This is a genomic window from Bradyrhizobium sp. WSM1743, assembly GCF_000473065.1.
Taxonomy (GTDB): Bacteria; Pseudomonadota; Alphaproteobacteria; order Rhizobiales; family Xanthobacteraceae; genus Bradyrhizobium.
Window position 1 is genome coordinate 57,035 of sequence record NZ_AXAZ01000038.1, and the last position, 19,228, is coordinate 76,262.

Genomic DNA, 19,228 nt, shown 5'->3' on the forward strand with positions numbered 1-19,228 from the left:
AACGCGCGTCTTCAACGCGCTATGGTGACGCTGCGCAGAACCGGGACCCAGACGGACGAGACAATGGGTCCCGGCTCAGCAGTGCACCGCTTCGCGCCGCACTGGGTCCGGGACATGAGACCGATCAAGGAGCACGGCCATGAACATGAACATCATGAACGTCGACTACTCGACCAAGATTCCCAACAACGTCAATCTCGCCGAAGACCGTCAGGTACTCAAAGCGCTGGAAGGCTGGCATCCCGGCTATATGGACTGGTGGAGCGACATGGGACCGGAAGGCTTCCAGGAATCGCTGGTCTATTTGCGCACGGCCTATTCGGTCGATCCGCGCGGCTGGGCCAAGTTCGACTACGTCCGCATGCCCGAATATCGCTGGGGCATTCTCCTTGCTCCTCAGGAAGAAAACCGTGTCGTTCCGTTCGGCGAGCATTATGGCGAGCCGGCGTGGCAGGAAGTCCCGGGCGAGCATCGCGCCATGCTGCGCCGCCTGATCGTGATCCAGGGTGACACCGAGCCCGCCTCGGTCGAGCAGCAGCGCCATCTCGGCAAGACCGCGCCCTCGCTCTACGACATGCGCAACCTGTTCCAGGTCAATGTCGAGGAGGGCCGCCATCTCTGGGCGATGGTCTACCTGCTCCAGAAATATTTCGGCCGCGACGGACGTGAGGAAGCAGATGATCTGCTTCGCCGCCGCTCCGGCGATGCCGACGCGCCGCGCATGCTGGGCGCCTTCAACGAGGCGACGCCGGACTGGCTGTCCTTCTTCATGTTCACCTATTTCACCGACCGCGACGGCAAGATGCAGCTGCATTCGCTCGCGCAGTCGGGCTTCGATCCCTTGTCGCGCACCTGCCGCTTCATGCTGACCGAGGAAGCGCACCACATGTTCGTCGGCGAGACCGGCATCACCCGGGTCGTGCAGCGCACCTGCGATGCGATGAAGGCGGCTGGCATCACCGACCCGACCGATATCGCGAAGGTGCGCGCGCTCGGCGTCATCGATCTTCCGACCATCCAGAAGAAGCTGAACCTGCACTATACGCTGTCGCTCGACCTGTTCGGCTCGGAGGTCTCGACCAACGCGGCCAACGCCTTCAACGCCGGCATCAAGGGCCGCTATCACGAGACCCAGATCGACGACGATCACCAGCTCAAGAGCTCCACCTATCCGGTGCTCAAGCTGGTCAACGGTGAGGTCAAGCTGGTCGACGAGCCCGCGCTGACCGCGCTCAACATGCGCCTGCGCGACGATTACAGCCAGGATTGCGTCAAGGGCATGCTGCGCTGGAACAAGGTGATCTCGACCGCGGGCTACGACTTCAAGCTGACGCTGCCCAACGTCGCTTTCCATCGCCATATCGGCGAGTTCAAGGACGTGCACGCCACGCCCGACGGCATCCTGATCGACGATGCGACCTGGAACAAGCGCCGGGACGAATGGCTGCCGTCGGCGAGCGACGGCGACTTCATCACCTCCCTGATGCAGCCTGTCACCGAGATCGGCCAGTTCGCCTCCTGGATCTCGCCGCCCAAGGTCGGCATCGACAACAAGCCGGGCGATTTCGAGTACGTGAAGATCGAGTCGTAGGCGTTGGGTTCGACGCACTCACAACCCAATTGGTGTCATCGCCCGGCTTGACCGGGCGATCCAGTGTTCCAGAGGCATCGCGTCAAACCGAGAAGCCGCGGCGTGCTGGATGCCCCGGTCAAACCGGGGCATGACGGCGGAGTGTGAGGCGCGGGCTTTGCCGAACTTCACCGCCTACCCGGCAATCTCCAGCCCGGCATTCGCATACACCACGCCGCCATCCACCGCGATGGTGTTGCCGACCACGTAATCGCCCGCGCGCGAGGCGAGATAGATCGCAACGCCCGCCATGTCCTCGTCGGATCCGATCCGCCGCGCCGGAATGCGCTTGGCGACTTCGTCGGCATGGTCGCGCGCGGCGCGGTTCATGTCGGACTTGAACGCGCCCGGGGCGATCGCGGTGACGTTGATGTTGTCCTTGATCAGCTTCGTCGCCATGCGCCGCGTCAGATGGATCACGGCGGCCTTGCTGGCGGCGTAGGAATAGGTCTCGCTCGGATTGACGAAGATGCCATCGACCGAGGCGATGTTGATCACCTTCGCCGGACGTTCCGCGCTGGCGGCCGCGCGCAGCGGCTTCGCCAGCGCCTTGGTCAGGAAGAACAGCGACTTCACGTTCAGGTCCATGACCTTGTCCCAGCCGCTTTCGGGGAATTCGTCGAACTCCGCGCCCCAGGCCGCTCCGGCATTGTTGACGAGGATATCGAGCTTCGGCTCCAGCTTGATGATTTCGCCGGCGAGCCTGTCGCAGCCTTCGACGGTGGAGATGTCGATCGGCAGCGCGATGCACTCGCCGTCATATTGTGCGGTGAGCTCTTGCGCGGTCGCCTCGCACGGGCCGGCCTTGCGCGCGGTGATGTAGACCTTTGCCGCACCGGCGCTGAGAAATCCCGCCGCGATCATCTTGCCGATGCCGCGCGAACCGCCGGTCACCAGCGCGACACGGCCTTTGAGCGAGAACAGATCGTTGAACATGGTACCTCCCTTGGTTGACGCTGGTTGTGAGCGGGGCCGGGAGGGGAGTCAAGGAAGGCGCGCTTGTCCGGGACGACAGAGAAGATTCGAGCGCCTACGCCGCCGCGATCCGGCGAAAGCCGTTCCACATCGCGGTCGCGGCGCCCGAGGTCAGCACCGGCAGGATCCGCGTGTCCTGGTAGTTGCCATTGAGCGAGACGCGGGGCAGCGCGGTCATGTGGCCGGCACTCTCCGCGAACAGCATGCCGGGCCGTGTCGTCACCGCGGTCTTGAAGCCGGCGGATGCGGCGAGGGCGAATTCGCGCTCGCCCGCGGCGTCGCGGTCGCCATAGGGGTAGGCGAGATGCGACACGGGGCGCTCCAGCGCCTGCTCGATCCGCGCGCGGCTCACGGCTATCTCCCGCGCGGCGATGTCTTCCGCCTGCTTGGCGAGGTTGCAATGGCTGACGCTATGCGCGCCGATCGTGACCAGCGGATCGGCGGCGAATGTCTTCACCTCGGTCCAGGACAGGCACAGGCTGCGGCACAGCGCTTCCATGTCGACGTCGTATGTCGTGCACAGCGCCCCGATCTCGCGCGCAAGATCGTGCTCGCCGGGCAGCGCGCGCAGCCAGTCGTGCAGGCGGTCGAACGTCGTCTGCTTCGCCGCAATCGTCGTCGCATCGAGCTGCAGCGCGGAATTGCCGATTCTGACGTCGATCTGCTCGGCTTTGGCGATCACGGCCTCCAGCGCCGTCCACCACAATCGTCCGGTGCCCTCGGCAAAATCGCTCGCGACATAGACCGCCAGCGGCGCGTCAAATTCGCGCAGCACCGGCAATGCGTAGACCAGATTGTCGCGATAGCCGTCATCGAGGGTGAAGGCGGCGAAGCGGCGGTCGAACCGGCCCTGCATCAGCCGCTCATGCAGCTCGTCCATGCTGACGATGTCGATGTCGCGCGAGCGCAAATGGCGCAGCGTCGCACGCAGGAATTCGGGGGTGACTTCGAGATGCCGGTTCGGCTGGAACGCAGCCTCACGGGCCGGCCGCACATGGTGCAGCATGAAAATGGCGCCGACGCCCGACAAAAGCGGGCGCAACAGGTGGTGTGCCCCGCTGAAATAGAGCGCTCCCAGCCCGGCGCGGATGACGTTGCTACGCAGTTGTTTCATGGCCGGCTGGGGGACTCTGGCATTCCGCCTTCAACTTACGGAAGAACTCTTGAAGAAAAAGTTATTCCGATTGTCCGACCCAGGCCTTCGGAACGGCACCATTTCCGGTTTGACAGCCCGCCAAGGGTTTGTTTTGTCTCCGTTTCCAGAGTTCGGGTCGTCGAATGCAGAAGCTTTTCAGGTGGGCCAGCAAATGGTGGCCGGGGCTGATCCCCCTGGCCGTCATGTGGGGATTTGCGGCCTGGAATAATACCTTACCGGTCGAGGCCGATCTGTCGGCCCGCAGCTCGGGTGCGTTGAAGGACACCGTCCTGGACAAGACCCGCATCGCGGTCGATGGCCGCGATGTCAGCCTGGCCGCGGACGCCTTCTCCGAGGAGGGACGCCGCGACGCCGTTACGGCGGTCGAAACCGTTCCCGGCGTGCGGCTGGTCGACGACCGGACGCGCCTTGTTCCTGAGGCCAAGCCCTTCGTCTGGAACGCCGAGCGCGACGTGGTGCGGGTGACGCTGTCAGGCTCCGCGCCCTTGCCGTCGATGAAGGCCCGGCTGACCGAGGCTGCCCGCAAGGAGGTCGGCGGCGTCGAGGTGGCCGACCAGATGGGGCTGGCCCGCGGCGCGCCGCCTCGGTTCGAGGCCGCCGCGATGCTGTTGCTGGATCAGATCGGCAAGCTCAAGGACGGCAAGATCACGATAACGGACACCAAGGTCAATCTGTCGGGCATGGCGCGCGAGCTCGGCGGCCGCGAGGCGATTGCGGCCGCACTGAAGAACCTGCCGGAGGGTTTTTCGATTGCCGCCAACGAGATCAAGGCGCCGCCCTATATCTTCCAGGCCTACAAGGATCCGGTGGCGGCGACGGTGACGCTGACCGGCTATGTCCCCGACAACAACGTCCACGCGGCGATCGCCACCAGCGCGTCGCGAAAGTTCTTCACCGAGAAGGTCGTCGACAATCTCAAGGCCAGCATCGGCGCACCCGGCTCCTTCAACACGGCGGTCGTCGCCGCGCTCGGCGCGCTGTCGCGGCTCTCGACCGGCACGCTCGTCGTCTCCGACCGCGAGGTGAAGCTGTCGGGTGATGCGCTCTACGAAGGAGCCGCCAACGACATCCGCGCAGGCCTCGGCAAGGACTTCCCGAAGAACTGGCAGTACAAGCCGGAAATCACCGTGAAGCCGGCGGCAGGCCCGGTCGACGGCACCGTGTGCCAGCAATTGTTCTCGGAGCTCCTGACCAAGGGCAAGATCCGCTTCGCGGCCAAGCGCGCGGAGATCGATCCTGACTCGGCCGGCATCCTCGATCGTCTCATCGAGACGGCGCTGCGCTGCCCCACCACCAATATCGAGGTCGCCGGGCATACCGACGCCGACGGCGAGGACGCCTTCAATCAGGCTCTCTCGGAAAAGCGCGCGCAGGCGGTGATCGACTACCTGGTCAAGGCCGGCCTGCCCGCCAGCCGCTTCACCGCGGTCGGCCATGGCAGCACGCAGCCCGTCGCCGGCAACGACACCGATGAAGGCAAGGCGCAGAACCGCCGCATCGAATTTCTGGTGAGGTGACGATGCCCTATCTCGTCTCGTTCCATCTGGGCTGGCTGATCGGCTCGCTGCTGCTGGGCTTTTGCATGGGCTGGATCTCGGTGGTCCAGCGCGGCAACGGCACCTCGAAGGTCACCGCGCGGTGGCTCGCCGCGCTTGCCGCGGGTCTGGTTGCAGCTTCGCTCACCCATGTGGTCCCCGGTCGTTTCGGCTATTGGCTCGACCTCGGCTTGATCATGTTCGCGTGCTATCTCGTCGGCTGCACCATCGGCGCCTGGTTGCGCGACCGGGTGGTCTCGCGCACCGCGCCGCCAGCCGCTGTGTGATGTTGCCGTGCACCCTCACGTGACCGGCCGCTTCGATCATCTCTTTCAACAGGCAGACGTGCCCCATAGATTGACGTCGGCTTAAGTCGTGACGGAACATTGTGCCGTCGAAATCATCAAAACTTCATGGCGTCTGCGCAGGATTGCCAAGGAGATTCGCGTCAAGCCTTGCCGCCGAAAGCGCCAAACCGTGCCCCAGGAGCCGTAACCCTGCCTAAAATATTGAAAGCACGTGTTTTTGTTCGAATTGGCGAATTCCACTTCGCTCGAAAACGCGCTACTGGAGGGGCAGGGGGCATGCGCGATGCCGGAGCCGGCGGTGAGGGTTCTTGAGTGCCTGCGCGTCGTCCGCCTGTCCGCCGGCCACCCTGGCCGCTGAAGCGTTGTTCGAGGTCTAGATGCTGGAAGCCATACGCAGGGCGATGACGTTTCTGCGCCAGAAGCAAATCCTGCATAAGCTTGGAGTTGTGATCAGCATCGCGGTCATCGGCATCGCTTGCTATGTGCTCTACCACATGCTGCGCGGCATCGATTTCAACGAGGTCCTCGAAGCGATCAAGAGCACCGAGCCGAGCCAGATTGCGATGGCAGCGCTGTTCGTGGCCGCCGGCTATTTCACGCTGACCTTCTACGACCTGTTCGCCACGCGCGCGATCGGCCATAGCCATGTGCCTTATCGCATCAACGCGCTCGCGGCCTTCACCAGCTATTCGATCGGACACAATGTCGGCGCATCCGTCTTCACCGGCGGCGCGGTGCGCTACCGCATCTATTCAGCCTACGGGCTGAACGCGATCGACGTCGCAAAAATCTGCTTCCTCGCCGGCCTGACTTTCTGGCTGGGTAATGCTGCCGTGCTCGGCCTCGGCATCTCCTACCATCCGGAGGCCGCTGCCTCGATCGACCAGCTGCCGCCCTGGCTGAACCGGACGCTGGCGCTGATGATCATCGTGGCGCTGGTCGGCTACGTGGTCTGGGTCTGGACCCAGCCGCGGGTGGTCGGCCGCGGCCCCTGGACCGTGGTGCTGCCCGGCGGGCCGCTGACGCTGCTCCAGATCGTGATCGGCATCGTCGATCTCGGTTTCTGCGCGCTGGCGATGTACGTGCTGGTCCCGGACGAGCCCAATCTCGGTTTCGTTGTGGTCGCGGTGATCTTCGTCTCGGCGACCCTGCTCGGCTTCGCCAGCCATTCGCCCGGGGGCCTCGGCGTGTTCGACGCCGCCATGCTGGTCGGCCTCTGGCAGATGGACCGGGAGGAGCTGCTCGGCGGCATGCTGCTGTTCCGCGTCCTCTATTATCTGTCTCCCTTCGTCCTATCTGTAATCTTGTTGACGTTTCGCGAAGTTATCATCGGCGCGCGATCGAAGCGCTTGCAACAGGCGGCGCTCAAGCTGGACCCTGGCCCGGCGCCTGAAGCCGCCTATGTGAGAGAGCGCAGCGACAGCGGCGCCTGACCAGTGCCAAGTCCTTAGGACACAAGTCCCCCAGGAGAAGCCCGCCCCGATGGCGATCGACGCCCCATCTTCTCCCTCCGCCCAGCCCTGGTCCGACCGGCTGCGGCACTCGACCATCATCCTGATCGCCGCGGCGCTGGCGCTGTCCGTCGTGGTCTCGCTCGGCGAATTGTCGGCGCTGCACGCCGCCATCGTCTTCCTCTGCATCGCAGCAGCTGCCCTGATCCCGTGGCGGCTGCACGATCCCGCGGCCTCCCGTGACGACGTCAGGCGCATCAACCCGGTCGAGAGCGCGGCGGTGGCCGCGGTGGTCGCCGGCATGCCGGATCCGGCGGTGCTGCTCGACCGCGCCGGCCGCGTCATCCACCTCAATGCCGCCGCCGCCCAGCTCGCGCCGGCGCTGCGGAGGAACGAGCTCGCTCAGTTCGCGCTCCGCTCCCCGGAGATCATCACGGCGCTGCGCGAGGCGATCGCGACCACGGAGCCGCGGCGCGCGACCTATCTCGACCATGTTCCGGTCGATCGCTGGATGGAGCTCATGATCACGCCGGTGCCGGTGCCGACCTCGTTCGGCGGCGCCGACAAATGCATGCTGATGACCTTCCACGACCAGACGCCGCTGCGCCGGGTCGAGGAGATGCGCGCCGACTTCGTCGCCAATGCCAGCCACGAGCTGCGCACGCCGCTGGCCGCGCTGTCGGGCTTCATCGACACGCTCCAGGGCCAGGCCAAGGACGATCCCAAGGCGCGCGAGCGCTTCCTCGGCATCATGCACAACCAGGCCACCCGCATGGCGCGCCTGATCGACGATCTCTTGTCGCTGTCGCGGGTCGAGCTGTCGGCCCATGTCCGGCCCGACACCCTGGTTGATCTCGTGCCGATCATCCGCCAGGTCGCCGACGGGCTCGAGCCGCTGGCGCGCGAGCGCCAGGTCGAGGTGGAAATCCATCTGCCGGAGCCGCCGGTGATGATCGCGGGCGACTGCGAGGAGCTGCTCCGCCTGTTCGAGAACCTGATCGAGAATGCGCTCAAATACGGCGCCTCGGGCGGACGCGTCATCGTGTCGCTGACATCAAGCGCCGCCACTGATGGAACTCAGGAAATCCGGGTCATGGTCCGCGATTTCGGCCCCGGCATTGCGCCCGAGCACCTGCCGCGGCTGACCGAGCGGTTCTACCGGGTCGACGTCGGCGACAGCCGCTCGCAGGGCGGCACGGGGCTCGGATTATCGCTGGTGAAACATATTCTTAACCGCCATCGGGGCCGGCTCCTGATCGAAAGCGTGCCCCGGCAGGGTGCCACTTTCACAGCCTGTTTTCCCCAGGCGAAGACACCGGTGCAGGCCTGAAACTCAAGCGATTCCAAGCGCTTGAGAGTGTCATCCAGCTGTCACGAAACCTTCGTAAAAGCACAGCCGACCGCTCCTAAAGGGGCGGCGCGGGGAGCGCGATCGGGCGCGGATGGCGCTTCGCTCCCCTGTATGGAGACCAGCATGAATTTCCTCAAAACTATCGTCGCTGCTGGCTTGGTCGCCGCATCGACGACGGCAGCCTTTGCGGCCGACATCACGGGTGCCGGCGCGACGTTCCCGTTCCCGATCTATTCGAAGTGGGCTGACGCCTACAAAAAGGAAACCGGCAACGGTCTGAACTATCAGTCGATCGGCTCCGGCGGCGGCATCAAGCAGATCCAGGCCAAGACCGTGACCTTCGGCGCCAGCGACGCGCCGCTCAAGGCCGAGCAGCTCGAGAAGGACGGCCTCGTCCAGTGGCCGATGGTGATGGGCGCCATCGTCCCCGTCGTCAACATCGAGGGCGTGAAGCCTGGCGAGATGGTGTTCGACGGCGAGACCCTGGCCAACGTCTATCTCGGCAAGATCACCAAGTGGGATGATGCCGCGATCAAGAAGCTCAATCCGAACGTGAAGCTGCCGTCGGAGGCGATCACTGTGGTCCGCCGTTCGGACGGTTCGGGCACCACCTTCAACTTTACCAACTACCTCTCCAAGGCCAGCGCGGACTGGAAGAGCAAGGTCGGTGAGGGCACCGCGGTCGAATGGCCGGTCGGCGTCGGCGCCAAGGGCAACGAAGGCGTGTCGGGCAACATCAGCCAGACCAAGAACTCGATCGGCTATGTCGAGTACGCCTATGCCAAGCAGAACAAGCTGACCTACACCGGTCTCGTCAACAAGGCCGGCAAGCCGGTGCAGCCGACCGTCGAAGCCTTCCAGGCGGCCGCCTCCAACGCCGACTGGGCCAAGGCGCCCGGCTACTACGTCATCCTGACCGACCAGCCCGGCGACAAGTCCTGGCCGATCACCGCGGCGACCTTCATCCTCATGCACAAGGAAGCCACCGACAAGGCGGCCTCGCAGGAAGCCATCAAGTTCTTCCGCTGGGCCTTCAAGAACGGCGGCAAGGCGGCCGAGGAGCTCGACTACATCCCGATGCCGGACAGCGTCGTCCAGCTGATCGAGAAGACCTGGGCTGCCGAGATCAAGAGCTAAGTAAGGCTCTCGTGTCCCGGACGCGCTGCAGCGTGCAACGCTGCGGCGCAGAGCCGGGACCCACAAGCGCTAGGCCCCGGATGCGGCGCATCGCTACGCGCTGCACCGCATCCGGGGCACGAGACCAAAAACAAGCGTATATAACGGGTACAGGGGATCGGCGTGGCAGAGATGGCCGTTCAGAGCGATGTAATCGACGACGCCGGACCGTATGACCGCGCCAAGGCCTTGAGCGCGTTCAAGCTCGGCGATGTCACCTTCTACTGGATCACGCGGCTGTCCGCGATCTCGGTGCTGCTGATCCTCGGCGGCATCATCATCTCGCTGATCGTCGGTGCGTTCCCGGCGATGAAGGAATACGGCATCTCCTTCCTGTGGACGCAGCGCTGGGCGCCCTCGGCGGATCCGCCGGTGCTCGGCGCGCTCGGGCCGATGTACGGCACACTCGTCACCTCCTTCATCGCGATGCTGATTGCCATTCCCGTCGGTCTCGGCATTGCGATCTTCCTCACCGAGCTCTGCCCGCAATGGCTGCGCCGCCCGATCGGCATAGCGGTCGAGCTGCTCGCCGGCATTCCCTCGATCATCTACGGCATGTGGGGCTTCTTCGTGCTGGGCCCGTTCCTGGCCAACACCTTCCAGCCCTTCATGATCCGCGTCTTCGACGGCGTTCCCGTGCTGGGGGCGATCTTCGCGGGGCCCCCGTCCTATCTCAGCCTGTTCAACGCCGCGCTGATCCTTGCCATCATGGTGCTGCCCTTCATCACCTCGATCTCGGTCGACGTGTTCAAGACGGTGCCGCCGGTGCTGAAGGAAGCCGCCTACGGCGTCGGCTGCACCACCTGGGAGGTCGTTCGCAGCGTGGTGATCCCCTACACCCGCGTCGGCATCATCGGCGGCGTCATGCTGGCGCTGGGCCGCGCCCTCGGCGAGACCATGGCGGTGACCTTCATCATCGGCAACTCGTTCCGCATCTCCTCGTCGATCTTCGCCCCGGGCACCACGATCTCGGCGGCGATCGCATCCGAGTTCGCCGAGAGCGACGGCCTGCATCAGTCCGGCCTGATCCTGCTCGGCCTGCTCCTGTTCGTGCTGACGTTCTTTGTGCTCGCGGCCGCGCGGCTGATGCTGATGCGCCTGGAAACCAAGGCCGGGAAGTGAAGCCATGAACCCGATCTATTCACGCCGCCGCCGCTGGGACATTATCATCCGCGGGCTCTGCATCGCAGCCGCCGCCTTCGGCGTCACCTGGCTCGCGCTGATCCTGATCACGCTGCTTTACAACGGCCTGGCCGGCCTGAATCTTCAGGTCTTCACCGAGAACACGCCGCCGCCGGGCTCGACCGAGGGCGGCCTGCTCAACGCCATCGTCGGCTCGCTGATCATGACCGTGATCGGCGTCGGCATCGGCGCGCCGCTCGGCCTGTTCGCCGGCACCTATCTCGCCGAATATGGCCGCAACGACAAGCTGACCTCGGTGATCCGCTTCATCAACGACATCCTCTTGTCGGCGCCCTCGATCATCATCGGCCTGTTCATCTACGGCGCCGTGGTGGTGCCGATGCGCGGCTTCTCGGCGATCGCAGGCAGCCTCGCGCTCGCGGTCATCGTGATCCCGGTCGTGGTGCGCACTACGGAAGACATGCTGCTGCTGGTGCCGAATCCGCTGCGCGAAGCCGCCAGCGCTCTGGGCCTGCCGCGCTCGCTGGTGATCAAGCGGATCGCCTATCGGGCCGCGCGCTCCGGCCTCATCACCGGCGTGCTGCTCGCTACCGCCCGCGTCGCCGGCGAGACCGCGCCGCTGCTGTTCACCGCGCTGTCGAACCAGTTCTTCAGCCTCGGCCTGAACAAGACGATGGCCAACCTGCCGGTCACCATCAACAACTTCGTGCAGAGCCCCTACGCCTACTGGAAGCAACTCGCCTGGAGCGGCGCGCTGCTGATCACCCTGACCGTGCTTGCCCTGAACATTGGCGCGCGCATCATCGGCGCCGAGAGGACTGCAAAATGAGTGAAATGTCTGTTTCCGTGAGCGCGACCGTTCATCCCGGTTCGCAGCCGCTGCCCGAGGCGCCCGCCAAGGTCACCGCGCGCAACCTGAATTTCTACTACGGTGAGCACCACGCGCTGAAGAACATCAACCTGGCGCTCGGCACCAACCGTGTCACGGCGTTCATCGGCCCGTCCGGTTGCGGCAAGTCGACCCTGCTGCGCATCTTCAACAGGATGTACGATCTCTATCCGGGCCAGCGCGCCACCGGCCAGCTGCTGCTCGACCACACCAACATCCTCGACCCCAAGCTGGATCTCAACCTTCTGCGCGCCCGCGTCGGCATGGTGTTCCAGAAGCCGACGCCGTTCCCGATGACGATCTATGAGAACATCGCCTTTGGCATTCGTCTCTATGAGAAGATCTCGAAGCCGGAGATGGATGACCGTGTCGAGAAGGCGCTGCGCGGCGGCGCGCTGTGGAACGAGGTCAAGGACAAGCTCAATGCCTCCGGCCTGTCGCTCTCCGGCGGCCAGCAGCAGCGCCTCTGCATCGCCCGCACCGTCGCGGTGCGGCCCGAGGTGATCTTGTTCGACGAGCCCTGCTCGGCGCTCGACCCGATCTCGACCGCCAAGGTCGAGGAGCTGATCCAGGAATTGTCCGAGAACTACACGATCGCGATCGTCACCCACAACATGCAGCAGGCGGCGCGCGTCTCCGACAAGACCGCCTTCATGTATCTCGGCGAGTTGATCGAGTTCGACGACACCAGCAAGATCTTCACGTCGCCGAGCGACCGGCGGACGCAGGATTACATCACCGGCCGGTTCGGCTGAGGAGACGGAACATGGGTTCTGAACATACCGCAAAGGCTTTCGACACCGACCTCCAGGAGCTCACCCGCCTGGTCGCCGAGATGGGCGGCATCGCCGAGCGCATGATCGTCGATTCCGTCGATGCGCTGATCCGCCGTGACGTCGCGCTGGGCCAGCGCGTCGTCGCCACCGACGCCGAGCTCGACGCGCTGCAGAAGCGCATCGAGGAGCGCGCCGTGCTCACCATCGCCCGCCGCCAGCCGATGGCGGTCGACCTGCGCGAGATCGTCGGCGCCATGCGCGTCGCGACCGATCTCGAGCGCATCGGCGATCTCGCCAAGAACATGGGCAAGCGCGTCGCGGCGCTGGAGACGGATTTCCATCCGCTCAAGCTGTTCCGCGGCCTGGAACACATGACCGACCTCGTGCAGCAGCAGGTCAAGTCGGTGCTGGACGCCTACGCCGCGCACGATCTGCCGGCGGCAATGGCGGTGTGGAAGGGCGACGAGGAAGTCGATGCGATCTGCACCTCGCTGTTCCGCGAGCTCCTCACCTATATGATGGAAGACCCGCGCAACATCTCGTTCTGCATCCATCTGATGTTCTGCGCCAAGAACATCGAGCGGATCGGCGACCACGCCACCAACATCGCCGAGACCGTGTTCTACATGATCGAAGGCCAGGCGATCACCGACAAGCGGCCGAAGGGCGACATGACGACCTTCGCCACGACGGTGCCGAATACCTAAGGGAGCGACGACAACATGGGCGCACGCATTATGGTGGTTGAGGACGAGGAAGCTCTCACCGAGCTTCTCCGCTACAACCTCGAAGGCGACGGCTATGACGTCGAGACGGTGATGCGCGGCGACGACGCCGACACCCGCCTCAAGGAGCACATTCCCGATCTGATCGTGCTCGACTGGATGCTGCCGGGCCTGTCAGGTATCGAGCTGTGCCGGCGGCTTCGGACCCGCCCCGAGACCAAGCAGCTGCCGATCATCATGCTCACCGCGCGCGGCGAGGAGAGCGAGCGGGTACGCGGACTTGCGACCGGCGCCGACGACTACATCGTCAAGCCGTTCTCGGTGCCGGAGCTGCTCGCGCGTGTGAAGGGCCTCTTGCGGCGCGCGAGCCCCGAGCGGCTCGCCACCGTGCTCGCCTATGGCGATATCGAGCTCGATCGCGACAAGCGCCGCGTGGCGCGCTCGGGCCGGCCGATCGATCTCGGCCCGACCGAATATCGCCTCTTGGAGTTCTTCCTGGAGCATCCCGGCCGCGTGTTCTCGCGCGAGCAGCTGCTCGACAGCGTCTGGGGCCGCGACATCTACATCGACGAGCGCACCGTCGACGTCCATATCGGCCGCCTGCGCAAGCTGCTCAATCTCGGCCGCGAGCAGGACCCGATCCGCACCGTCCGCGGCGCCGGCTATGCGCTGGACGATCGCTTCGCGAAGGCGGAGCAGACGTAAGGGGTTTTTGCGAGCTGTGGCGACACACTCAGCTGTCGTCCCGGACAAGCGTCAGCGCAGATCCGGACCCATACTCACAGCGCGTGATTGTTTTGCGAAAAGGCAACTTCGAGTCCCCGTAACCACATCTTGCGGTGGTTATGTGTCCCGGATCTGCGCGCGCTTTGGCGCGCTTGTCCGGGACGACACCGGATATGTTGAGCCGTCATCGTGTGAGGGCTGCAGTCAGCTAGATCAATAAACTCACCGCGTGCCCGGCTTCGCCGGCGCGCGACGGCGATCCGCTGCGGGCTGATAGGCCACGCGCGAATGCTGGGCGCAGTAGGGCAGGCCGGAGAGCGCCTTGCCGCCGCAGAAGAAGAAATCCGGGCTCGAGGGATCGCCGACCGGCCAGTGGCAGGTCGCCTCGTTCAATTCCAGCAGCGACAGCCGCTGGCTCATCGGCACCACGTTGTCGTAGGTGACAGGTTCGGCCTCCACCTCGACCTCGAAGGCCTGCGCCAGCGCGGTGTTGCCGCGCGCGACGGGGCGGGTCACCCGCATCATGTGCTGCGCGGGCCGCGCCTTGCGCGGCCGGGGCGCTGCCGATGAAGGGCTCTTGGCGCGGCCGGACAGACCGAGCCGATGCACTTTGCCGATCACGGCATTGCGGGTCACATTGCCGAGCTCCGCCGCGATCTGGCTGGCGGAAAGTCCGGCCTCCCAGAGCTTTTTCAGCTGCTCGACGCGATCATCGGACCAGGTCAAAACCGTCATTGCACCCTTTCCCTCGCTGCGCGCCTGCCATCCTGGGGCCTTCGCAGCGAATGCCTGAAGCCTTGAAAAACCCGTGCCGCCCGAATCCCTTAAGGCTCGCCGGGCGCGCTCAAGACGCCCGAACGTTTACGCCGGTACATGAGGACTCTTGGGATCAGAACCGCTGCACGAGATGTCGTATCTGACAATCCAAACGCTACAATATGGCGTGACTCCCGCGCAAGAGTCCGCCGACTCGCTTCCACATGTTCCGTGGTGAAAACCCGCAAAATCGGCACCGCAAGACTACGGATTCAGCGTTTCGCGAGGCTTTCCGGGCGGCATTGACACCCGTCTTGCCAAGCATAAGATAGTCTGACGTGCCGCCCTTAAAAGGCGGCACGTTTCGTTTTCCGGGGCCGGTCGATGGTGCGTTGCGCAATGCACGTCTCACACCGTCCGCAACATTCAAGTGACGTCATGACTGACAGCGCCGCGCCGCATTTGCTCCCCGTTTTCGCCAGGGCCGACCTCGGTTTCGAGCGCGGCGAAGGCTGCTGGCTGATCGCGACCAATGGCGATCGTTATCTCGATTTCACCTCGGGCGTGGCGGTGAATGCGCTCGGCCACGCTCATCCCGCCCTGGTCAAGGCATTGCAGGAGCAGGCGACGAAGCTCTGGCACATGTCGAACCTGTTCCAGAGCCCGGACGGCGAGAAGCTCGCCGCGCGTCTGTGCAAGGAAAGCTTTGCGGACTTCGTGTTCTTCTGCAATTCCGGCGCCGAGGCGCTGGAAGGCGTGATCAAGCTGGTGCGCCACCATCACTTCTCCAAGGGACATCCGGAGCGCTACCGCATCATCACCTTCGAGGGCGCCTTCCACGGCCGGACGCTGGCGACGCTCGCCGCGACTGGCTCGGCAAAATATCTCGAAGGTTTCGGCCCGCCGATGGATGGTTTCGATCAGGTCCCGCATGGCGACCTCGACGCCGTGAAGAAGGCGATCGGTCCGCAGACGGCCGGTATCCTGATCGAGCCGATCCAGGGCGAGGGTGGCGTGCGCTCGGCAACGCCCGCTTTCCTCAAGGCGCTGCGACAGCTCTGTGACGAGAAGGGCCTGCTGCTCGCCTTCGACGAGGTGCAGACCGGCATGGGGCGCGCCGGCGATCTCTTCGCCTACAGGCGCACGGGCGTCACACCTGACGTGATGTCGCTCGCCAAGGCACTCGGCGGCGGCTTCCCGATCGGCGCGGTGCTCGCGACCGCGGAGGCGGCCGCTGGCATGGGGCCGGGCTCCCACGGCTCGACCTTCGGCGGCAATCCGCTCGCCATCTCGGCTGCGAACGCCGTGCTCGACGTCATGCTCAAGCCCGGCTTCTTCGATCACGTGCAGAAGATGTCGCTGCTGCTGAAGCAGAAGCTCGCCTCCGTGATCGACCGTCATCCCGATGTCGTCAGCGAGGTGCGCGGCGAGGGCCTCCTGATCGGCATCAAGGCCGTGGTGCCCTCGGGCGATCTCGTCGCGGCGCTGCGCGCCGAAAAACTGCTCACGGTCGGGGCCGGCGACAATGTCGTGCGCTTCCTGCCACCGTTGATTGTCACCGAGGCGGAGATCGAGGACAGCGTCGGGCGGTTAGAGCGCGCCTGCACTGCGATCTCGTCCAGCCAAACCAAGCGGGCGGCAAGCTGATGAGCAAGACGCCCAACAAGACTCCAAAGCACTTTTTGGACATCAACGAGCTGCCGCTGTCGGAGCTCAAGAGCATGCTCGCCGCCTCTTCCGCCATGAAGGCGAAGCAGAAGGCGCAACAGCCGGTCAGGCCGCTCGAAGGCAAGACGCTGGCGATGATCTTCGAGCGCCCCTCGACCCGCACCCGCGTCTCGTTCGACGTCGGCATGCGCCAGCTCGGCGGCGAGGCGATCATGCTCACCGGCGCCGAGATGCAGCTCGGCCGCGGCGAGACCATCGCCGACACCGCGCGGGTGCTGTCACGCTATGTCGACGCCATCATGATCCGCATCCTCAATCACGATGCGCTGCTGGAGCTTGCGGCCAACGCCACCGTGCCCGTCATCAACGGCCTGACGCGGCGCTCGCATCCCTGCCAGGTGATGGCCGACCTCATGACCTATGAGGAGCATCGCGGCCCGATCGAGGGCAAGACGGTGGCCTGGACCGGCGACGACAACAACGTGCTGGCGTCGTGGGCGCACGCCGCCGAGCGCTTCAAGTTCCAGCTCAACGTCGCGACACCGCCCGAGCTCGCGCCGAAAAAGGCGATGCGCGACTGGATCAAGGCGTCGGGCGCGCCGATCGTGCTCGGCACCGATCCGGAAGCCGCCGTGCGCGGCGCCGACTGCGTCGTCACCGACACCTGGGTGTCGATGGGCGACAAGGAGGGCGAGCACCGTCACAACGTGCTCAAGCCCTACCAGGTCAATGCCAAGCTGATGTCGCTGGCCAAGCCCGATGCGCTGTTCATGCACTGCCTGCCGGCCCATCGCGGCGAGGAGGTCACGGATGAAGTGATCGACGGTCCGCAATCGGTCGTGTTCGACGAGGCCGAAAACCGCCTGCATGCGCAGAAGGGCATTCTGGCCTGGTGCTTTGACGCGGTGAAGTAGGTATTGGCTGGCATCACGCCGGCCACAAACCGCTGTCGTCCCGGTGACGACAATGAGAGTGTAGGATAGGCCTCGCCTCATACGCGGCCGTCGTCCCGGACAAGCGCGCCAAAAGCGCGCGCCGATCCGGGACCCATAGCCACAGAACGTCGTGTGGCGATGACTCGGAGTTGCCATCTCGCGTTGTGACGTAATCCTGTGGTGATGGGTCCCGGATCGGCGCTTACGCTTGTCCGGGACGACACCGAATTTGAGGCGGCTTGGTACAACTCACTTGCATCCGGAACATGCCCGCCTCTCGCCCCCTTCCATTCCCCACTCTCCGACCCCAGATAAAGCGCCATGGTTTTCCAATCCCCTGACATGAACACCGGGCCTGAGGGCCCGGTTCGCGCACCTTCGGCGGTTCCGATCGACGACGCCGTGCTGCCTTACGAAATCGACGCGCTCGACGTGCGCGGGCGCCTGGTGCGGCTTGGTCCGACGCTGGACGACATTCTCACCAAGCACGACTATCCGGCGCCGGTCGGCAAGCTGCTCGGCGAGGCCATTGTGCTGGCGACGCTGCTCGGCTCGGCGCTGAAATTCGAGGGCCGCTTCATTCTTCAGGCCCAGACCGACGGCCCGGTGTCGTTCCTGGTGGTGGACTACAAGGCGCCGGACCATCTGCGCGCCTATGCCCGCTTCGATGCCCCGCGCCTGGGCACGGCGAAGGATTCCGGCACGCTGCTCGGCCGCGGTCATCTCGCCATGACCATCGACCAGGGCCCCGATATGAGTCGTTACCAGGGGTTGGTCGCGCTCGACGGCGGCGGCCTGGAAGATGCCGCCCACGAATATTTCCTGCGCTCCGAGCAGATCCCGACGCGCGTGCGCCTCGCGGTCGGCGAGGAGTGGCGCAGTAGCGACGGCGGCAAGCATCGCTGGCGCGCGGGCGGCATGCTGATGCAGTTTCTGCCCAAGGCGCCGGAGCGCGCGCGGCAGGCCGATCTGCATCCCGGCAATGCGCCCGAAGGCACCGAGGTGCACAGCGTTGCCGAGGACGACGCCTGGGTCGAGGCGCGCTCACTGATCGAGACCGTCGAGGACGTCGAGCTGATCGATCCCGAACTCTCCGGCGAGCGGCTGCTGTTCCGCCTCTTCCACGAGCGCGGTGTGCGCGTGTTCAATCCGCAGGTTCTCGATGCGCGGTGCTCCTGCTCGCGCGATGCGGTCGCCTCGATGCTCAAGAGCTTCTCGCCCGACGACCGCGCCGCCATGGTCAAGGATGACAAGGTCGTCGTCACCTGCGAGTTCTGCTCGTCGGTGTACCAATTCATCCCGCACGAGGCGGGCGCGGAGGGCGCGTAATCGACGTCCGTAGCCCGGATGGAGCGAAAGCGTAATCCGGGGCCGGTTGCCCGGCATCCCGCACTGTCCCGGATTGCGCTGCGCTCCATCCGGGCTACGCCATCGTGCCCTGTGTCGCCCTTCTGTCAATCCACTTGCGCAAAAATATTCCGCTTTACCGAAATTCGGAAATGTCGTATGTAGCGCCCATCCCGGCTCAGTCTTGAGGGGCGATCATGTGGTCGTCATTGTCGCGAGCCGGGCTTGCGGTGGACGCAGCAGCGTCGGGCGCGAAAGCTTGAGGCAGGGCGGATTGCTCTCCGTGAGCCCNNAGCATCGTGCNGACGANCGGCGCTGTCAGGTTCGTCTCGCCTGTAAGTTTCGCAGCTCCGTCGACAGGGCTGGGAAAACTGCGGCGAAATGGCGGGCCGTGCGTACGGCAAAACCGTGTGGTCCTGGCCGTCGTTGCTACGGTCAAGCTCTTGCGGAGGCGGCAGTCGCGTCAACCGGCGCGGTGTCGGTGACTTTCGCAAGGCGCGAGGGAGGCCAGAAGGAACTCGGCTCCCGGGAGAGCACGGCATAAGCCGTCCGACCATCGCGCAGGGAAGGCCGAGTGATTGGCACCACCTGTATGCTGCTGTGCGGTTCTTCCTGCGTGTGCTTTCGCGCAGCGGACCGCGGGTGCGAGGTCAGCACCCGGCCTTCCCCATAGGCGTTAAG

17 protein-coding genes are annotated in these 19,228 nt (G+C 65.0%); 14 read left to right on the forward strand and 3 right to left on the reverse strand.

What is annotated here, in order from left to right; translation table 11 throughout:
- Positions 1-139: 139 nt before the first annotated feature.
- Positions 140-1,591 carry a benzoyl-CoA 2,3-epoxidase subunit BoxB gene (gene boxB / locus YU9_RS0122095; protein ID WP_027574748.1) on the forward strand — a complete coding sequence of 484 codons (1,452 nt, stop codon included), beginning with the start codon at positions 140-142 and terminating at the stop codon, positions 1,589-1,591.
- A gap of 174 nt (positions 1,592-1,765) precedes the next feature.
- Here the strand turns inward: boxB and YU9_RS0122100 are convergent, their stop codons facing one another.
- Together YU9_RS0122100 and YU9_RS0122105 are read right to left on the reverse strand one after the other, a co-directional pair.
- The gene (locus YU9_RS0122100; protein WP_027574749.1) at positions 1,766-2,566 is read right to left on the reverse strand and encodes an SDR family NAD(P)-dependent oxidoreductase; all 801 of its coding nucleotides are present in this window, start codon (positions 2,564-2,566) and stop codon (positions 1,766-1,768) included.
- 94 nt (positions 2,567-2,660) lie between these two features.
- Positions 2,661-3,719: a polysaccharide deacetylase family protein gene (locus YU9_RS0122105; RefSeq protein ID WP_027574750.1), complete on the reverse strand. Its 1,059-nt coding sequence runs from the start codon at positions 3,717-3,719 to the stop codon at positions 2,661-2,663.
- Positions 3,720-3,883: 164 nt separating this feature from the next.
- On the opposite strand from YU9_RS0122105, the gene YU9_RS0122110 reads away from it, so the two are divergent.
- The 10 genes from YU9_RS0122110 to phoB all read left to right on the forward strand — a co-directional run bounded on the left by YU9_RS0122110 (position 3,884) and on the right by phoB (position 13,820).
- Positions 3,884-5,278 (forward strand): OmpA family protein, encoded by a 1,395-nt coding sequence (locus tag YU9_RS0122110; RefSeq protein ID WP_027574751.1) that lies wholly within the window; start codon positions 3,884-3,886, stop codon positions 5,276-5,278.
- A gap of 2 nt (positions 5,279-5,280) precedes the next feature.
- A complete protein-coding gene (locus tag YU9_RS0122115) occupies positions 5,281-5,583 on the forward strand; it encodes a hypothetical protein (protein WP_027574752.1) in 303 nt (100 codons plus the stop codon).
- A gap of 398 nt (positions 5,584-5,981) precedes the next feature.
- On the forward strand, positions 5,982-7,037 hold the full coding sequence (locus tag YU9_RS0122120; protein ID WP_027574753.1) for a lysylphosphatidylglycerol synthase domain-containing protein: 1,056 nt from the start codon (positions 5,982-5,984) through the stop codon (positions 7,035-7,037).
- 49 nt (positions 7,038-7,086) lie between these two features.
- Positions 7,087-8,385: an ATP-binding protein gene (locus YU9_RS0122125; RefSeq protein ID WP_027574754.1), complete on the forward strand. Its 1,299-nt coding sequence runs from the start codon at positions 7,087-7,089 to the stop codon at positions 8,383-8,385.
- 144 nt (positions 8,386-8,529) lie between these two features.
- Positions 8,530-9,543 carry a phosphate ABC transporter substrate-binding protein PstS gene (pstS, locus tag YU9_RS0122130; RefSeq protein WP_027574755.1) on the forward strand — a complete coding sequence of 338 codons (1,014 nt, stop codon included), beginning with the start codon at positions 8,530-8,532 and terminating at the stop codon, positions 9,541-9,543.
- Positions 9,544-9,714: 171 nt separating this feature from the next.
- Positions 9,715-10,704: a phosphate ABC transporter permease subunit PstC gene (gene pstC / locus YU9_RS0122135; protein ID WP_027574756.1), complete on the forward strand. Its 990-nt coding sequence runs from the start codon at positions 9,715-9,717 to the stop codon at positions 10,702-10,704.
- Positions 10,705-10,708: 4 nt separating this feature from the next.
- A complete protein-coding gene (gene pstA, locus YU9_RS0122140) occupies positions 10,709-11,554 on the forward strand; it encodes a phosphate ABC transporter permease PstA (RefSeq protein ID WP_027574757.1) in 846 nt (281 codons plus the stop codon).
- Positions 11,551-12,369 (forward strand): phosphate ABC transporter ATP-binding protein PstB, encoded by an 819-nt coding sequence (gene pstB, locus YU9_RS0122145; RefSeq protein WP_027574758.1) that lies wholly within the window; start codon positions 11,551-11,553, stop codon positions 12,367-12,369. The genes pstA and pstB overlap by 4 nt, the downstream gene beginning before the upstream one ends.
- Before the next feature lie 11 nt (positions 12,370-12,380).
- Positions 12,381-13,097 (forward strand): phosphate signaling complex protein PhoU, encoded by a 717-nt coding sequence (gene phoU, locus YU9_RS0122150; RefSeq protein ID WP_027574759.1) that lies wholly within the window; start codon positions 12,381-12,383, stop codon positions 13,095-13,097.
- A gap of 15 nt (positions 13,098-13,112) precedes the next feature.
- Entirely contained in the window at positions 13,113-13,820 is a 708-nt protein-coding gene (phoB, locus tag YU9_RS0122155; RefSeq protein WP_008143479.1) for a phosphate regulon transcriptional regulator PhoB, read from the forward strand.
- A gap of 243 nt (positions 13,821-14,063) precedes the next feature.
- On the opposite strand, the gene YU9_RS0122160 is transcribed toward phoB, so the two are convergent.
- Positions 14,064-14,576, reverse strand: a complete 513-nt coding sequence (locus YU9_RS0122160) for a GcrA family cell cycle regulator (protein ID WP_024337097.1) — start codon at positions 14,574-14,576, stop codon at positions 14,064-14,066.
- A gap of 459 nt (positions 14,577-15,035) precedes the next feature.
- On the opposite strand from YU9_RS0122160, the gene YU9_RS0122165 reads away from it, so the two are divergent.
- The 3 genes from YU9_RS0122165 (at position 15,036) to YU9_RS0122175 (ending at position 18,529) form a co-directional block, all read left to right on the forward strand.
- Positions 15,036-16,244, forward strand: coding sequence for an aspartate aminotransferase family protein (locus tag YU9_RS0122165; RefSeq protein ID WP_027574760.1), 1,209 nt, complete (start codon positions 15,036-15,038; stop codon positions 16,242-16,244).
- Positions 16,244-17,179 (forward strand): ornithine carbamoyltransferase, encoded by a 936-nt coding sequence (gene argF / locus YU9_RS0122170; RefSeq protein WP_027574761.1) that lies wholly within the window; start codon positions 16,244-16,246, stop codon positions 17,177-17,179. The genes YU9_RS0122165 and argF overlap by 1 nt, the downstream gene beginning before the upstream one ends.
- Positions 17,180-17,521: 342 nt before the next feature.
- On the forward strand, positions 17,522-18,529 hold the full coding sequence (locus tag YU9_RS0122175) for an Hsp33 family molecular chaperone (protein WP_027574762.1): 1,008 nt from the start codon (positions 17,522-17,524) through the stop codon (positions 18,527-18,529).
- Positions 18,530-19,228: the final 699 nt, after the last annotated feature.

Coding starts and splice junctions, on each gene's coding strand:
- boxB (WP_027574748.1), top strand. CDS start 140: ATGAACATGAACATCATGAACGTCGACTACTCGACCAAGATTCCCAAC.
- YU9_RS0122100 (WP_027574749.1), bottom strand. CDS start 2,566: ATGTTCAACGATCTGTTCTCGCTCAAAGGCCGTGTCGCGCTGGTGACC.
- YU9_RS0122105 (WP_027574750.1), bottom strand. CDS start 3,719: ATGAAACAACTGCGTAGCAACGTCATCCGCGCCGGGCTGGGAGCGCTC.
- YU9_RS0122110 (WP_027574751.1), top strand. CDS start 3,884: ATGCAGAAGCTTTTCAGGTGGGCCAGCAAATGGTGGCCGGGGCTGATC.
- YU9_RS0122115 (WP_027574752.1), top strand. CDS start 5,281: ATGCCCTATCTCGTCTCGTTCCATCTGGGCTGGCTGATCGGCTCGCTG.
- YU9_RS0122120 (WP_027574753.1), top strand. CDS start 5,982: ATGCTGGAAGCCATACGCAGGGCGATGACGTTTCTGCGCCAGAAGCAA.
- YU9_RS0122125 (WP_027574754.1), top strand. CDS start 7,087: ATGGCGATCGACGCCCCATCTTCTCCCTCCGCCCAGCCCTGGTCCGAC.
- pstS (WP_027574755.1), top strand. CDS start 8,530: ATGAATTTCCTCAAAACTATCGTCGCTGCTGGCTTGGTCGCCGCATCG.
- pstC (WP_027574756.1), top strand. CDS start 9,715: ATGGCCGTTCAGAGCGATGTAATCGACGACGCCGGACCGTATGACCGC.
- pstA (WP_027574757.1), top strand. CDS start 10,709: ATGAACCCGATCTATTCACGCCGCCGCCGCTGGGACATTATCATCCGC.
- pstB (WP_027574758.1), top strand. CDS start 11,551: ATGAGTGAAATGTCTGTTTCCGTGAGCGCGACCGTTCATCCCGGTTCG.
- phoU (WP_027574759.1), top strand. CDS start 12,381: ATGGGTTCTGAACATACCGCAAAGGCTTTCGACACCGACCTCCAGGAG.
- phoB (WP_008143479.1), top strand. CDS start 13,113: ATGGGCGCACGCATTATGGTGGTTGAGGACGAGGAAGCTCTCACCGAG.
- YU9_RS0122160 (WP_024337097.1), bottom strand. CDS start 14,576: ATGACGGTTTTGACCTGGTCCGATGATCGCGTCGAGCAGCTGAAAAAG.
- YU9_RS0122165 (WP_027574760.1), top strand. CDS start 15,036: ATGACTGACAGCGCCGCGCCGCATTTGCTCCCCGTTTTCGCCAGGGCC.
- argF (WP_027574761.1), top strand. CDS start 16,244: ATGAGCAAGACGCCCAACAAGACTCCAAAGCACTTTTTGGACATCAAC.
- YU9_RS0122175 (WP_027574762.1), top strand. CDS start 17,522: ATGGTTTTCCAATCCCCTGACATGAACACCGGGCCTGAGGGCCCGGTT.